Below are 16,265 nucleotides of genomic sequence, written 5' to 3' on the forward strand. Positions count from 1 at the left end.
CATGAAAACGAACAATATCAATAAACGAATACTTTACTGCCTGGCAATGGTACTGGTGATCAGCGCAGGTTGTAAAAAAGATTTCCTGGAACCGAAGCCCCTGTCTTTCTATTCACCGGATAATTCAATGGTGGATATTCCCGGCTTCAATGCAGCGCTGGCGGCATGTGCAAAGAACCTGCGCGATGAATATTATGGTGATGGTGCGCCCATCATATCTGAAAATATTTTTTCGGAAGTGGCGGTAGAAGGTACTACAGACAAAACCGGGCCGGCACAGAACATGGACATCCTTATCAAACCCGATGCGCAGTTGAACCACGTAGACTATAACCGGATTGGTTGGTACTGGACACAGGAATATATAGGTATACGCCTTGCTAATACAGTGATTTCCAGGGTTGGCGGTGTGAAAACGATACCCGATTCTGCCAAGAACATCATCCTGGGTAAAGCTTATTTCTTCCGGTCTTTTGATTATTACCGCCTGGTAAATCAGTTTGGCGATGTACCCTGTCCGATGAAAGAATTGACAGGCCCCAAGGTAGATTTCGCTACTGTAAAAAGAGAAGTGATTCTTGCAAGAATGAAGCAGGACTTGGAGTTCGCTGTTAAATATGTTCCCTGGATCACCGATAAAGGCGATGTGAACCGCGGAGCTGTTTATCACCTGCTTACCAAAGTGAATCTCGCATTAGGCTTGTTCGATGATGCGATTGCCAGTGCCAATGCGGTGATCAACAGCGGTTATTTCAGATTAATGACATCACGCTTTGGCGTTGATGCAGGAGTTGCCACCAAAAATGTAACCTGGGATCTGCACAGACCCGAAAACAAATCATTGCCCACAAATACCGAAGGCTTGTTCCTGGTAACAGACCGTTTTGGTGATGTAGGTGCTTATTCCGGTGGTATGTCAATCATGCGGCAGGCAGTACCCTGGTATGGAGGCGGACAAATCATCACCCCGGATCAGAAGAATGGAGTAGCAACAACACAAGGTGTTGAAATAGACAATTTCTCCTATTACGGAAGAGGTATCGGCCGTTGTCGCCTGACTCCTTATAGTACGGTGTACATATGGGATGATGTGAATGACCTCAGGCATGACTCTACTTCGGGTAACTGGATGTACATGGAAAACTTGCGTTACAATGATCCTGCGCTGAAAAAAGCCAACAATCCTTATTACGGACAGCGCTTACGTTTGTATAATGGCAACAGTCTGTTGGTGAAAAATGGCGATACCATTCGCTACTGGTACCCCTGGCCGCATTATAAGTTGTTTGTGGCCGACCAGGAGAACAACCCTATGAGGGGTGGCCACTCCGATTGGTATGTATTCAGGTTGGCTGAAACATATTTGCTCCGCGCCGAAGCTTATTTGTGGAAGGGCGATGCAGCCAGCGCTACAGCCGATATCAATACAATCAGAACCCGTGCCAAATGCGCCCCTTATACATCGGCGCAAGTGAACCTGGGTACCGTGCTCGATGAACGTGCACGTGAATTGTACTGGGAAGAGCCACGCAAGACAGAGCTCACCAGGATGGCTTATATTTTTGCTAAAACAGGTACGCCCTATAATGGCAAGACCTATACTTCGGCCAGTTTCTCTACAGCTAATTTCTTTTATGACCGCGTACTGGAGAAAAACGATTTCTATCGCAAGAACATCGCCACCGTTCACAGCGATATCTATAAGATGAGCCCTTATCACATATTGTGGCCCGTTCCACAGGATGCTATCAATGCCAATACCAATGGCCGCATCAACCAGAACCAGGGCTATACGGGATTTGAATTGAACGTTCCACCTCTAGACAAAATACCGGAATAAGGATCAAGCGAAATTAGGTATGCAAAGCCACACAAATTTTTGTGTGGCTTTTTTATGATCTTTGCGACCTGAATAAAAGGATAACCTTAATCCAATACATCATCACATGAAATCATTCACTGCGCTCTTGCTATGTTCTTTACCGTTCGGCTTACAAGCTCAACTCAATAAGCCGGCAACTAATTATGTGACCATCTCTTCCGGCGAATTGGAAAAAGAAATCATTTATAAGGCAGCCCATGTTACACCCAGTCCCAGGCAACTACGCTGGCAAAAACTCGAGCTGACTGCTTTCTTTCATTTTGGCGTCAACACTTTTACAGACAAGGAATGGGGTGATGGAAAAGAAGACGAGAAAGTGTTCAACCCAACCGCCCTCGATGCCAAACAATGGGTGAAAACAGTTAAAGAAGCCGGATTCAAGCAAGTGATCATCACAGCTAAACACCACGATGGTTTTTGTTTGTGGCCCAGTAAATACACAGAACATTCGGTTAAACAATCGCCCTGGAAAAACGGAAAGGGAGATGTGGTAAAAGAAGTATCCGATGCCTGCCGCGAATTGAACATGGGTTTCGGCGTTTACCTTTCTCCCTGGGACAGGAATTCGGCGCTCTATGGCACTGAAGCTTACAACGATTATTTTGTGAATCAACTGACAGAACTGTTAACGCAATATGGCCGCGTAGATGAAGTGTGGTTTGATGGCGCCAATGGAGAAGGCCCTAATGGAAAGAAACAGGTGTATGATTTCAACAAGTGGTACGAACTGATCCGCCGCCTGCAACCCACCGCTACCATTGCCATCATGGGACCCGATGTAAGATGGGTAGGCACTGAAACCGGAAGGGGACGTGAAATGGAATGGAGCGTGATACCCGCCGATCCGAATATGATGGCGAAAATTGCCGGTGACTCGCAGAAAGATGTTGCATTTGCACCAACAGGAGATAAGAGGGGAAATGACCTGGGCAGTCGCGATAAAATAAGAAATGCCCATGGATTGGTATGGTATCCTGCCGAAACAGATGTCTCTATAAGACCAGGTTGGTTTTATCATACTAAAGAAGACAGCAAAGTGAAAACCCCGCAACAGCTATTCGATATTTATTTCAGCTCGGTGGGGCGCAACGGTGTGTTATTGCTGAACATACCACCTAATAGGGAAGGACGGCTTTCGGAGTATGATGTGAAAAATTTGCAGGGATTCAAACAGTTGATGGATCGCACTTTTCAGCAGAACCTGGCTAAAAATGCAGTGATCAAATGCGCGAATGGGATGAACACCCATACCATGACAGACGGAAAATATGAAACCTATTTCACTACGAAAGGACAAGATACCACTGCTACTATCGAATTGACATTTCCATCAGCCCAAACCTTCAATATTTTGTCACTACAGGAGAATATTGCTGTAGGGCAGCGTATAGAAAGTTTTGTGTTGGAATATAAAGAAGCCAACGAGTGGAAAAAGATCACAGAAGGCAGCACGGTAGGATACAAGCGATTACTGCGTTTTAATGCGGTGAATGCAAAACAGGTGAGGCTGCGCATACTGTCATCACGGCTGAATCCAACACTCTCCGAGCTAGGATTGTATAAAGGCGATTAAATAGGAATGCTGATCTTGGCCTCGATCAGTCCTTCTCTGGTTTGTATAACACCAAAGCCGGCATCCGGACCATACATAAGATCCAGCCGGCCTTGTAATTTGGCGATACCTTCTTTTCTTTCATGAATATATTCCCTGAAAGAACCAGAACTGGTAACGCCGAATACATGGTGGTGGTTGGTATAATTAGACCATACATGCAGGCTGCCGGTGCTGCTATTCCGGTTGATGCCATAGTTGAGTGCATTTTCAATCATGGCTTGTAAGATCATGGTGGGAACAGGGTGATCAAGCGTGTCTTCATCGATGTCAAAACTCACATGCAACCTGTCTTCAAAACGGATCAGTTCCAGTGCCAGGTAATCCCTCGCTACCGACAATTCTTTTTCAAACAATATTTTCTCGGCTTTATCACCGTGCATGCTATTGCGTAAAATATTACTCAGTTGGGTAATGGCCGAACGTGCCCGCTCCGGATCTTCCACTACCAGCGCCCGTATGCTGTTGAGTGCATTGAAAATAAAATGCGGGTTGATATGCGCTTTGATGGTCCTGATCTCTAATTCTTTCAGCAGACTCTCCAGCCTTGCCTGGTCTATCTTCTGCTGTTTGTTTTTTTGTATGTAATGATAAGTGAAGTAGATCAGGTTCCACAAAAAAACAAACTGGAAATAAGAAATAGCAAAACGGGATACGATGTTGAAAAAAGAATATTTGGCAGACCGCTTATCTTGTATGTCCATGATCTTTTCGAGACCCACTGCAGTTACGCCGATCAGGAATGCAAAACAAAGTGAGAGCAGGATGACTGTGAGTAATTGTTTTTTAAAAGGATAATCCAATGCGCCCGACCGCCGGATAACCGTGCGCATGAGGTGGGTAAGGAGTAATCCCGATATGGCATGCGTAGCCAGTTGCGCATAAAAATAGTCTTCCCGCCAGGGTAAAATGGTCAGGTATAAAAAGATGTATCCCGCACAATACAACCCCCATCCCGTAAACTGCAATATCCAATATGTGGCAAGATGCTTCTTCATGCTATTGTGAAGTTATTGATTCATGTGAGTTAAAGAAAAGTTTCAAGTGATATGCGGCAAATAATATGGTTGCCCGGTCCGGCCGGGCTTTCCAGTCAATGAAAATAATGCCCAAAAGCCATCTCACATAAAATTTTATAACACTTGCACAAATAGTGATAAATTGACTGCCTAATCAATTTGACATGGCGAAACAATTTTTTGTATTGGTAATGATCGGTTTGTTTTATTCATTGACAGCATCGGCACAGGCAAAGCCCTCATGGAACACCATTTTCAAACACATCAATGATGAAGTACAGTCCCATTCCCAGGCTTACAATACATTGAAAACAGCCACAGGCACCATAGGACACCGCCTTACCGGATCGGCCAATGGCGCTAAAGCAGAAACCTATGCGTATGAACTGTTACAGTCTTATGGATTTAAAGACGTCAGGTACCAGCCTTTTGAAGTGGAGAGCTGGAGCCGCGGAACATTATCACTGACTGTTGGACCGAATAAACAACAATTGAACCCTGTTAAATCAGTAACCCTGGCTCATTCACCGGTAAAAGTAAACCTGACCGATGAGATCGTGGACATGGGAAATGGTTTGGAAGAAGATTATGCTGTGGCACCCGGTAAGGCCAAAGGCAAGATAGCGCTGGTGTACTTGGGAGTATTGGCTGGCTCAAAGGAAGGAACCAGGAGCCTGCATCGTTCAGAAAAAACTGCCATCGCCATCAGACATGGCGCCAAAGGCATCATCGTGATCAATACAGCCGAGGGAGGAATACTCCTGACAGGAACAGCTTCTGTTACAGGCAAACTGATACCCATACCGGCTGTATGCATTGGCAAGGAAGATGGTATGGCATTGAAGACTTTGTTGATGACGGGGAAACAATATGCGCATATCGACATGACCAACTTTTCAGGTATGATCAAAGCGCGGAATGTGATCGCCACCATCAAAGGCAGGAAGATACCCCATGAGAAAATAGTGGTGGGCGGGCACCTTGATAGCTGGGATCTTGCTACAGGCGCCATAGATAATGGCATCGGTTCTTTCTCCGTAATGGATATGGCGCGCACGTTCAAAGTGTTGAAATTGCACCCCGCAAGAACGGTAGAATTTGTATTATTCATGGGCGAAGAAGAAGGCTTGTTGGGATCGAAAGCGTATGTGGCAGCTGCAGTGAAAGACAGTAGCATCCAGCAATTGCGTTATATGCTCAATTACGATATGACCAATGATCCCAAAGGGTATGCTACGAGTGCAGCCGAAAGCAAAGAACTGTTTGAGTCGATCGGAGCTATTGCACATAAGCTGGACACAAGTTTTAAGAATAGCTTCTATGCAGGAGCGGGCCTGCACAGTGATCACCAGCCCTTTATGCTGGAAGGCATACCAACAGGCGGTGGTGCAGGAGGTAAATTGCCGAATAATGCTGGGCCTTGTTACCATGCCGACTGCGATAATTTCAAACTGGTAGATGAACAGGGGATGAAGAACACAGTTCGCTTCAGCAGTATGCTATTGTATGGTATCGCCGATGCCAAAACAATCAAGGCCAAACATTTTACCGATGCTGAAACCAAGACATTCCTCATTAAAAATAATCTGAAAGAACCTTTGCAGATTGCAGGGGAATGGAGATGGGAGAACTAAGCACTAACAGCTTTCTGAATTTGCAATGAAGCCCACACCGCAAGCACTGCCGCCAGCATACCACCACCGATATCTGTAGGGAAATGCTGTGCCAGGTAGACCCTCGAATAAGCTACAAGTAATGCTGCAATGAATGAAATGACCACGATGCTGCGTTGTGGAATGATTAGGCAGACCAGCAGGAAAATAGAGAATGCAGTAGTAGTATGTCCGGAAGGAAAACTATTAACAGTATGCAATTCAACGCCCGGTACTGTATGGATCAATGAGAGATCGGCGATGGCTTTAGTAGGGCGAGGCTCACCTGGGAAAATCCAGTTCTTGACACCCTGGGCAATGAGGGTAGACAAAGCAATGGTGCTGATGAGCAGGGGCAATGATTTTCTATGATATACCAGGAAGAAGAAGAACAATGGTACCCATATCCAGCCATCTCCCACATAGGTCCAGTATTTGAAGAACTGGTCAGCTACTGGCCCCATGTTGCCATTCAGCAAAAGAAAAGCTGCCTGCTTTCCCAGGCAGGCAGATCCTAACAATAATAAGATACCGGTAGAAGCAGTGAGCAAGGCTCCATTTCTGAACACCCTGTAATGGTATGTCTGCATAAAGCAAATCTATACAACTCCGGCCAACTCCAGGCTCCGTTTTTTGAGCTTGATGATGTCGAGGTTATCGATCAACGGGTCGGGCGTGAGGATCAAGGAAGTATTGTTTTCTTTCCACCAACTGCTGCCCGTTAAGTGCCTGCAATGCAGCACGCCGATCAGGTATTTTCTTTCGGCTTCTGCATGCCATTCTTCGATCCACTCGAATTTATCACGGGGAATGAATTTCCAGTCGTCGAAGCTCACGTACACTTTCAGGTAATAATCATTGGCCAACACATGCGGCCGGTGGTGATACAGTTTTTTGTATTCGTAACGGTAATGGTAACGTAATGCTGCAATATCACTGAGTACAGCAGAAGCAGTAGGAAAGCTACCGGCGCCCTTGCCATAAAAGAATTGTTTGTCGGCAAAACCACTTTCAATTACCACGCCGTTGTATTCATTTTTTACAAAAGAAAGCGGATCGTCGTGTTTTACAAACTGGGGCAGCACATAAGCAGCCACTTCGCCGTTGTTCAGTTTTTTAGCTTGTGCTACCAATTTAATATCGAGGTGCTTTTCCCTGGCTACCAGGGCATCACTCAATTGTATGTTTTGAATACCACTGAACAGGATATGATCGGGGTGTTCCACAATGCCATAAGCATGGTTGAGCAATATGCTCCATTTGTTCACGGCATCGTATCCTTCCACGTCGAGCTTGGGATTGCTTTCTGCAAAACCCAGTTGCTGCGCCAGCAGAAGGGCCGATTGAAAATCGAGCTTGTCTTCAAACATTTTGGTGAGGATGAAGTTCGTTGAACCATTCACAATAGCCCTAATGGAATGCAGGAGGTCATTATCGTAATACTCTTCCAGGTTACGGATAACAGGTATGGAAGCACAGGCCGCTGCCTCGCAAAGGAAAGGCTGGTCGGTTTCCTGCTGTAGTTTCAAAATTTCAGGTAAATGTTCGGCGATCATTTTTTTACTGGCACTTACTACAGCTTTGCCATTTTTGAGCGCTTTGGAAACGATCTCGAATGCTGCGTTGGCATCATCGATCACTTCCACGATCACATTAATGTTTTCATCATTCAATAATACATCCCTGTCGGTCGTGAATAGTTCTGCGGGCGCCTCCCTTTTTTTGCCAGGGTGCTTGATGCAGACTTTCCTGATAGATGCTTTCAGTGAAGGAGTCTGCTGTAATATTTTATACAAACCTTCGCCTACTGTACCAAATCCGAATAAACCGATTGTCAATTGTTTGTGTGCTTCCATTAGTATTATGCGTTTATTACTTGCTGTTTTTCTTTTCTGTTTTTTTCAATATGCCGGAATGTTGCTTCCAGGTCATTGATCAGGTCTTCTGTTTCTTCCAGTCCTACTGATAAACGGACCAGGCTATCGCTCACGCCGGCCGCTCTTCTTTTTTCCGCAGGAATGGATTTATGGGTCATGTTGGCCGGGTGTGCTACCAGGCTTTTGATACCACCCAGGCTTTCGGCCAGTTTGAATAATTGTGTATGGGTAACAAAAGAAACGGCCGCTTGTTCAGTATCGTCTTTCAACGTAAAAGAAACGATACCGCCGAAGCCCTTGGACTGTTTCCGGGCAATATCATGATGCGGATGAGATGCCAATCCGGGGTAAAATACTTTGTCTACTGCCGGGTGGGTTTCGAGGAATTGTGCAACGGCCAGTGCAGCGGCGCAGTGTTGTTTTACGCGCAGGAACAAGGTCTCGATGCCGCGGATGGTGAGCCAGCTGTCGAAGGGTGAGAGCACAGCGCCACAGGCATTCTGAAAGAATTTGAGCCGCTCGCCGATTTCAGGTTCCCTGGCCACTACCACGCCGGCAATCACATCACTGTGTCCGCCCAGGTATTTGGTAGCGCTATGCACTACAATATCAGCTCCCAATGAAAGAGGTTGTTGTAAGGCGGGTGAAGCAAAAGTATTATCCACGCAAAGTAAACATCGGTGCACTTTAGCCAGTTGGGCAATGGCTTTAATGTCGGCTATTTTAAGCGTAGGGTTGGTAGGTGTTTCCAGCCAGATCAGTTTGGTTTGGGGCGTGATGGCATTGAAAACCTGCTCCAGGTCGGAACAGTCTACATAATTCACTTTGATACCATACTGCTGGTACACTTTGTCGAACAGCCTGAACGCGCCGCCATAGATATCGTCTACTGCAATGATCTCATCGCCGCTGTGCAGGAGTTTGATCACGGCGTCGATAGCTGCCAGTCCGCTGGCAAATGCCAGGCCAACTGCACCATTTTCCAATTGTGCTACCAATTGCTCCAGTGCAGCCCTGGTAGGATTGCCACTACGGGTATAATCATACCCTTTGTTAACACCAGGCGCTTCCTGCACAAAAGTGGAAGTCTGGTAAATGGGAACCGATACGGCGCCGGTTAAAGGATCCACAGGGATGTTGTGGATGAGTTGTGTTGCGTTGCTCATGATGAAGATTTTTTAATTGTTAATAATCTTCTTCTTGCAATAACCTACAGATGAAAAAAGCTCATCCGTAAAGTCAGATGAGCTTGAAATATTTGAAGCGACAGGGCCGCCTTGAGGATCAAACTGTTACTCTGACTTATCTTCCCACTTTTGTGGACGGAATTGGCACCTTCGTACCGCTGAGTAAGCGGTATGGGTTGCCAAGGCATCATAGGGCCATTTCCCTCTGCCTTTCTGGATAAGTTGTTGCTTAAAGAACTGGGGCAAAGGTAGTATGCACGGGATAAACGGCAAAAAAATTCTGGGGGGGTGCTATCTTTACAATCCGGCTATGGCAAAGACTCAAAAAAAAACGGCAAAAGAAGAAGAATCCATTGATGTATTGGGTGCCAGAGAGCACAACCTCAAGAACATCGATATTACCATTCCAAAGAATAAACTGGTAGTGTTTACCGGGGTCAGCGGCAGCGGTAAATCGTCACTGGCTTTCGATACCATTTACAACGAAGGACAACGCCGGTACATGGAAAGCTTCAGCGCGTATGCCCGCCAGTTCGTTGGCGATATGGAAAGGCCAGATGTAGACAAGATCACCGGGCTTTCTCCGGTTATTTCCATCGAACAAAAAACCACCAACAAGAACCCGCGATCTACAGTGGGTACAGTTACAGAAGTATATGATTTCCTGCGTTTGTTGTTTGCCAGGATAGGAGAGGCATACAGTTATAATACGGGTAAAAAAATGGTGAAGTTCAGCGAAGAAGAGATCGTTGAAAATATCTATACCCGTTTCAAAAATAAAAAAGTGAGCCTGCTGGCGCCGATGGTGCGAGGCAGGAAAGGACATTACCGCGAACTGTTTGAAGAGATACGCAAAAAAGGATTCCTCAAAGTGCGGGTAGATGGGGAAGTGCTGGACCTCAAACCGAAAATGCAGGTGGACCGCTACAAGATACACGATATTGAAGTTGTGATAGACAGGTTACAGGTAACGGAAGACATGAAAGTGCGCCTGAGCCAGAGTGTGCAACAAGCTTTGAAAATGGGCAAGGAACTGATGTTCCTGTTGCTGAATGATAATGATAAACTGGTGCAGTACTCGCGCCAGCTCATGTGTGAAGATACCGGCATCAGCTATGAAGAACCTTCGCCCAATGCTTTCTCTTTCAACTCACCCTATGGTGCTTGTCCCACTTGCAAAGGGCTCGGCAATGTTTATTCGGTGAACCTCGAAGCGGTAATGCCCGATCATTCCATCAGCATCAAAGCCGGCGGTATTGCGCCATTGGGAGAGCAGCGCGACGCACACCTGTTCAGGCAGGTAGAAGCATTGGCTAAGAAGAATCGTATCAGCCTGGATAAACCCATCAAAGATTTGTCTCCATCAGCGCTGAATATACTCTTGTATGGCAATGCGGCAGGGGATACCGCTGATGAAGAAACGATTTCAATAGATGAACCCGTTGATGGAAAACCTTATGAAGGAGAATTTGAAGGCATCATTCCAATGCTGCGGAGATGGTTTGCCGGTAATACCAGCGATGTACTGCGCGACTGGGTGGAAAAATTCATGGAACTGAAGCCTTGTCCCACTTGCGATGGCAACCGCTTGAAAAAAGAAAGCCTGTGGTTCAAAGTCGATAGAAAAAACATCGCCGAATTGAGTAATCTCAACCTGGATAAATTCTACCATTGGTTCGATGGAATAGAAAAAAGACTGAGCAATAAACAGAATGTGATTGCCAAAGATATTTTGAAGGAGATCAGGGAGCGGACGAGCTTCCTGCTGGATGTGGGACTTACTTATCTTTCACTCAACAGACCTTCTAAAACACTGAGTGGCGGCGAATCGCAGCGCATCAGGCTTGCTACGCAGATCGGTTCTCAATTGCAAGGCATCACGTATATACTGGATGAGCCTTCTATTGGGTTGCACCAGCGCGACAACCACCAACTCATCACTGCCCTGCAGAACCTGCGCAATATTGGCAACAGCGTGTTGGTAGTAGAGCACGATAAAGACATCATGATGGCAGCCGATCACCTGGTGGATATCGGCCCCAGGGCGGGTATACATGGCGGAGAAATTGTTGCGGCAGGCACACCGGCTGAAGTATTGAAAAGTAAATCCGATACGGCGCTCTACCTGAGCGGTAAGAAAAATATTGCTATTCCCAAAGAAAGAAGAAAAGGGAATGGCAAAGTACTGGAATTGAAAGGGGCATCCGGCAATAACCTGAAGAACATCGATGTTAAATTTCCGCTTGGCAAGCTGATCGTGGTAAGCGGTGTAAGCGGCAGTGGTAAGTCAACCCTCATCAATGAAACATTATTCCCTATTTTATATAAGCATGCTTACAATAGCCGGGTAACACCTATGACATTCAAGACTGTCAAGGGTTTGGAGTATATCGACAAAGTGATTGAGATCGATCAGTCGCCCATTGGCCGTACGCCGCGCAGCAATCCCGCTACTTATTGCGGATTCTTTACAGAGATCCGGACATTGTTTGCTGCCGTGCCTGAAGCCAAAGTACGTGGATATAATGTAGGACGTTTTTCTTTCAATGTGAAAGGAGGCCGTTGTGATGTTTGCGAAGGAGGAGGCATGCGGGTGATTGAAATGAATTTCCTGCCCGATGTGTATGTGCATTGCGAGAAATGCAATGGCAAGCGCTACAACAGGGAAACCCTGGAAATACGTTATAAAGGAAAATCGATCAGCGATGTGCTGAACATGACGGTAGATGAAGCTTGCGAATTTTTCCAGGCGGTACCCTATCTATACCGCAAAATAAAAGTGCTGGAAGAAGTTGGGCTTGGCTATATCACCTTGGGCCAATCGGCTGTAACCCTTAGTGGTGGCGAGGCACAGCGCGTGAAGCTGGCAACGGAACTCAGCAAAAAAGATACAGGTAAAACGTTCTATATACTCGATGAACCTACAACGGGTTTACATTTCCAGGACATACAACATTTGCTGGATGTGTTGAACAAACTGGTAGACCGCGGCAATACCGTGCTGGTGATCGAACACAATCTCGACGTGATCAAAGTAGCCGATCATATCATTGACCTTGGCCCCGAAGGAGGAGACGGCGGCGGAAAAATATTGTTCGAAGGAACGCCGGAAGACATGATCGGCAATAAACAGAGTCATACGGCGAAATTTTTGAAAACGGAGCTTAACTAACGCGCTATCTCATCATTTCAATGTGCTCAATCCCATCTTCCAAATACATTTCACTGCATTTCACAAAGCCCAGCGATTCATAGAAGCGCTTAAGGTAGAGCTGGGCACCTATTTTGATGGGACCGGGACCGAATAATTCATGACAAAGCGCAATCGCCTGCGTCATCAACAATTTTCCGGCGCCTTTTCCACGGTATTCGGGATCGCTGACCACCCGGCCAATGGATGCTTGTTCAAAAGTCAACCCCGCCGGCAACAAACGCGCATAGGCAGCCAGTTGATCATCATCCCATACCATCAGGTGAAAACAAAAAGCATCTTTTCCATCTGTATCGGCGTAAACGCATTGTTGTTCTACGATAAAAACCCTGTTCCTCAATTGCAAAATGGCGTACAACTCAGCTACAGTAAGCGCTTCAAAAGGTTTATAATTACATTGATAGGGTGGATTGCTCATTGGGCTTTTTTTTACACCTTTGCGTATTCGCGAGTATAAGCATTTTTTAGATACGATTTGATCAGTATGCAAAAAAGAGTGGCAATTATTGGAGCCGGACCGGCTGGACTCACAGCGGCCTATTTATTGGGAAAAGGCGGACAGGACGTGACCGTTTTTGAGAAAGACCCGCAATATGTAGGAGGCATCTCCCGCACCGAATCATACAAAGGATACCATTTTGATATTGGTGGACACCGTTTCTTCTCCAAGTCGAAAGAAGTGGAAGACTTCTGGACAGAAATACTGGGAGATGAAATGCTGGAAAGACCCAGGAGTTCCCGTATTTATTACAACAAGAAATTCTTTTCTTACCCACTCGTGGCTTTTGACGCACTCCGCAAACTGGGTATCATTGAGAGTGCATTGTGTGTATTGAGCTATCTGCAGGCAAAGGCTTTCCCGGTAAAAAATCCTACCAATTTCGAAGACTGGGTAAGCAATCAGTTCGGGAAACGCTTGTTCAATATTTTCTTCAAAACCTATACAGAAAAAGTATGGGGCATTCCTTGTAAAGAGATCAGCGCCGATTGGGCCGCGCAACGTATCAAAGGATTGTCGCTGAGTAGCGCTATCTGGAATGCATTACGCCCTCAAAAGAAATCGGGCAGCGACGGTAAAGACAAATTGATTAAGACCTTGATTGATTCATTCCGTTATCCTAAGATGGGCCCCGGAATGATGTGGGAAGTATGTGTGGAGAAGAGTAAAAAACTGGGCGTGGAAGTAAAAATGAATTGCGGAGTGAAGGGGATCGACACTGCCGGTGGTAAATGGACGGTGCATGCAACAGATGGAAATGATTACGGCGGATACGATTATGTTCTTTCTTCGGCACCTATGCGCGAGTTGGTTGCATCCGTTGCACCCGCATTTCCGCAGAAAGCATTGCAATCGGCCAGGAACCTGGGTTACAGGGATTTTCTTACCGTGGTATTGATCTGCCGTGATGAAGATGCTTTTACCGATAACTGGATATACATCCATGACCCCAGCGTGAAAGTGGGACGTATTCAGAATTTCAAATCCTGGAGTCCCTATATGGTACCCGATCCGAACATGGCTTGTTACGGACTGGAATATTTTTGTTTTGAAGGCGATGGTTTATGGAACAGTAAGGATGAAGACCTCATTGAGTTGGCCAAGAAAGAAATTGCACAGATTGGATTAACCAACCCAGCAGCAGTGGTCGATGGATATGTGGTACGCCAACCCAAAGCATATCCTGTGTACGACCAGGACTACAAGCAAAATGTAGAAAACGTCAGGGAAGCGCTGAAAGATTATCCCGGTCTTTATTTAGTGGGCCGTAATGGTATGCACAAATACAACAACCAGGATCACAGTATGATGACCGCAATGCTGGCTGCCAAGAACATCCTGGCTGGTAAAGAAGTCTACGATCTCTGGGACGTAAATGAAGATGCCGAATACCACGAAGGTGGCGACAGGGGCGTTGAAGAAACCGATAAGATAGTAGGACGTATGGTACCCGAGAAACTGGCTTAACAGTCCCTACTGCGAACTCTTTAACTCTGAAAGGTCAAACTCTTTTTTGAAAATAAGATGTCTCTGCTGGTACTGGAAAGTTAGCGACGTATATGCTACCAGAGACCAGCCTTGAGAAGCCATATAATTCAATAAATCTGATTCCGTTTTTAAAGTAGTGGCAATATTTATCAGATTTGCTTGAACGGAACTGTCTTTGAATGAGAATAAAGAATCTACGTCGCCTCGCGCAAAAATAATTTCTAATTTACCTCTTGCCTTATTGCTGGGATGAGTAGCGAATACGCAATATTTTTCTATTTTCTTTTGCGCAAAAGAAGGAATGGCAATACAAATAAGGATTACTTGAATGAATAGAAATCGTTTCATACAGATACACTTTTTGTAAGTGAGAGAAGTTTTGATTCCTAAAATTATTCAGAATAACTTATTTGTTTTTGTTAAAATGTATTAACCAGCATACATTTTATCGCGCTGGCGTCGGTACTACTCCCAAGCTCTCATTACCTGTCTCGTTAACGGCTTGCACAGCAAAGAAGTAATTGTCTTTGGAGTAAGGCAGCCTGTAACTCGTTTCTGCGGTAAAGAACTTCTTCTGCCACACAGCGCTGGTGGTTTCGCGCATCATCACATAATATCCTTTCGTCTTGCCGGTCTTGGGTGTTTTCCAATTAAGATCGGTGTAATTGCCCAGGTTCTTTACTTCTACTTTTACTTCTTCCAGCATTGCTGGCGCTTTGGCTAAATTAGCCAGGTTGCTCAGGTTCATGGCGGTGTTCTTACGCAGGTATTCAAAGTCCATGAACTCGGGAAGGTCGCCGTATTGGATACCATTTTCTTTGCGGATGTCCTGGTGCTGGTGGTTGTAGTTTTCATTCATCTCCGTGATGCGTACGGCAGCGAACCCTTTTTCAACAAAGGGAGAATGGTCGCCACCGCGAAGGAAGCGGTCGTTGCGATAGATCATGACTACTTCCAGGTTTTCCACGTAGCGTTCGCCGGTTTCTTTTACATAACGCGCCAGTTGCCGGGCTTTGCCATCATTCTCCAGGCCAAACTGACGAATATTTTTGGCCGATTGCTCCGTTTCATAGGCCGGCAAGCCTTCACTGAAAACGCGGATACGGGTATTGTCGATGATCTGGGTTTCACTGCTATTGTTGCTGCCCATGATATCGTTGTTGAGCACAGCTTCAATATTCCATTCCTGTTTTTTCGCTTTTGAAGCCATAAAATCGGCGCCCAGCAAGCCTTGTTCTTCACCACTCACCGTTACAAAAATGATGGTGGCTGGAAATGCATGACTGCTCATGATGCGTGCGCATTCGATCACTGCTGCTGAACCGCTGCCATCGTCGTTAGCGCCGGGGGCATCGCCGGTTCTGTCCATCACATTACTGCGGCGGCTGTCGAGGTGACCGCTGATGAGGAAAATACGTTTATCATTCGGGTCGGTACCTTTCAAAACGGCAACAACATTGCCTAATAAAGTTGCTGTATCAACCCTTTTTTTATCAGCAGCAAGGGTGACTGTATCAATATAAGCGGTGAGTCTGCCGCCGGATTGTTGGGCAAAAGCGTTGAACTTGCTCAATACCCAATTCCTTGCAGCGCCAATACCCCGTTTGTGATCGTTCTTTGCACTGAGGGTATTGCGTGTGCCAAAGGCCACCATTTGTTTGATATACGACTGCAACGAATCAGCAGACACTTCTTTTACCATCTGTTCTATCTCAGGGTCGCGATGAATAGTAGTCTGCGTGTATGCAGTAAGTGCTAATAAAAAAGAAGAGAGGCTGATGCCAATGATTTTTCTCATAAAGGAGTTGATTGAGTACTAAAGTTAATGAGTATCCGGT

12 protein-coding genes and 1 riboswitch are annotated in these 16,265 nt (G+C 45.8%); of the genes, 5 read left to right on the top strand and 7 right to left on the bottom strand.

Going from position 1 to position 16,265, the window contains the following annotated elements; genetic code table 11:
* Window position 1 precedes the first annotated feature (1 nt).
* A complete protein-coding gene (locus tag SEDOR53_RS0108200; RefSeq protein WP_026769295.1) occupies window positions 2-1,840 on the top strand; it encodes a RagB/SusD family nutrient uptake outer membrane protein in 1,839 nt (612 codons plus the stop codon).
* 106 nt (window positions 1,841-1,946) lie between these two features.
* Window positions 1,947-3,455 (top strand): alpha-L-fucosidase, encoded by a 1,509-nt coding sequence (locus tag SEDOR53_RS0108205; RefSeq protein WP_026769296.1) that lies wholly within the window; start codon window positions 1,947-1,949, stop codon window positions 3,453-3,455.
* Here the strand turns inward: SEDOR53_RS0108205 and SEDOR53_RS0108210 are convergent.
* Entirely contained in the window at window positions 3,452-4,492 is a 1,041-nt protein-coding gene (locus SEDOR53_RS0108210) for a sensor histidine kinase (RefSeq protein ID WP_026769297.1), read from the bottom strand. The genes SEDOR53_RS0108205 and SEDOR53_RS0108210 overlap by 4 nt on opposite strands.
* 185 nt (window positions 4,493-4,677) lie before the next feature.
* Here SEDOR53_RS0108210 and SEDOR53_RS0108215 point away from each other — a divergent pair, with 185 nt between their 5' ends.
* Entirely contained in the window at window positions 4,678-6,147 is a 1,470-nt protein-coding gene (locus SEDOR53_RS0108215) for a M28 family peptidase (RefSeq protein ID WP_026769298.1), read from the top strand.
* On the opposite strand, the gene SEDOR53_RS18540 is transcribed toward SEDOR53_RS0108215, so the two are convergent.
* From SEDOR53_RS18540 to SEDOR53_RS0108230, 3 genes are read right to left on the bottom strand one after another with little or no spacing between them, the layout of a single operon-like run.
* Window positions 6,144-6,755 carry a phosphatase PAP2 family protein gene (locus SEDOR53_RS18540; RefSeq protein ID WP_051416554.1) on the bottom strand — a complete coding sequence of 204 codons (612 nt, stop codon included), beginning with the start codon at window positions 6,753-6,755 and terminating at the stop codon, window positions 6,144-6,146. The genes SEDOR53_RS0108215 and SEDOR53_RS18540 overlap by 4 nt on opposite strands.
* 9 nt (window positions 6,756-6,764) lie before the next feature.
* Window positions 6,765-8,021: a homoserine dehydrogenase gene (locus SEDOR53_RS0108225; protein WP_026769299.1), complete on the bottom strand. Its 1,257-nt coding sequence runs from the start codon at window positions 8,019-8,021 to the stop codon at window positions 6,765-6,767.
* Window positions 8,022-8,026: 5 nt separating this feature from the next.
* Window positions 8,027-9,208 carry a PLP-dependent aspartate aminotransferase family protein gene (locus SEDOR53_RS0108230; RefSeq protein ID WP_026769300.1) on the bottom strand — a complete coding sequence of 394 codons (1,182 nt, stop codon included), beginning with the start codon at window positions 9,206-9,208 and terminating at the stop codon, window positions 8,027-8,029.
* A gap of 133 nt (window positions 9,209-9,341) precedes the next feature.
* Window positions 9,342-9,453, bottom strand: a riboswitch (SAM riboswitch).
* Between the two features lie 86 nt (window positions 9,454-9,539).
* Between SEDOR53_RS0108230 and uvrA the strand changes: the two genes are divergently transcribed.
* Complete coding sequence (gene uvrA, locus SEDOR53_RS0108235) at window positions 9,540-12,401, top strand: excinuclease ABC subunit UvrA (protein ID WP_026769301.1); 2,862 nt, start codon at window positions 9,540-9,542, stop codon at window positions 12,399-12,401.
* Between the two features lie 4 nt (window positions 12,402-12,405).
* Here uvrA and SEDOR53_RS0108240 read toward each other — a convergent pair whose 3' ends face one another.
* Window positions 12,406-12,858 (bottom strand): GNAT family N-acetyltransferase, encoded by a 453-nt coding sequence (locus tag SEDOR53_RS0108240; RefSeq protein ID WP_026769302.1) that lies wholly within the window; start codon window positions 12,856-12,858, stop codon window positions 12,406-12,408.
* Window positions 12,859-12,924: 66 nt separating this feature from the next.
* Here SEDOR53_RS0108240 and SEDOR53_RS0108245 point away from each other — a divergent pair, with 66 nt between their 5' ends.
* Window positions 12,925-14,406, top strand: a complete 1,482-nt coding sequence (locus SEDOR53_RS0108245) for an NAD(P)/FAD-dependent oxidoreductase (RefSeq protein WP_037360819.1) — start codon at window positions 12,925-12,927, stop codon at window positions 14,404-14,406.
* Window positions 14,407-14,412: 6 nt separating this feature from the next.
* Here the strand turns inward: SEDOR53_RS0108245 and SEDOR53_RS0108250 are convergent, their stop codons facing one another.
* On the bottom strand, window positions 14,413-14,775 hold the full coding sequence (locus SEDOR53_RS0108250; protein ID WP_026769304.1) for a hypothetical protein: 363 nt from the start codon (window positions 14,773-14,775) through the stop codon (window positions 14,413-14,415).
* A gap of 97 nt (window positions 14,776-14,872) precedes the next feature.
* Entirely contained in the window at window positions 14,873-16,225 is a 1,353-nt protein-coding gene (locus SEDOR53_RS0108255) for a M28 family metallopeptidase (RefSeq protein WP_026769305.1), read from the bottom strand.
* Window positions 16,226-16,265: the final 40 nt, after the last annotated feature.

Origin of the sequence: Asinibacterium sp. OR53 (assembly GCF_000515315.1) — a bacterium.
GTDB lineage: Bacteria > Bacteroidota > Bacteroidia > Chitinophagales > Chitinophagaceae > Sediminibacterium.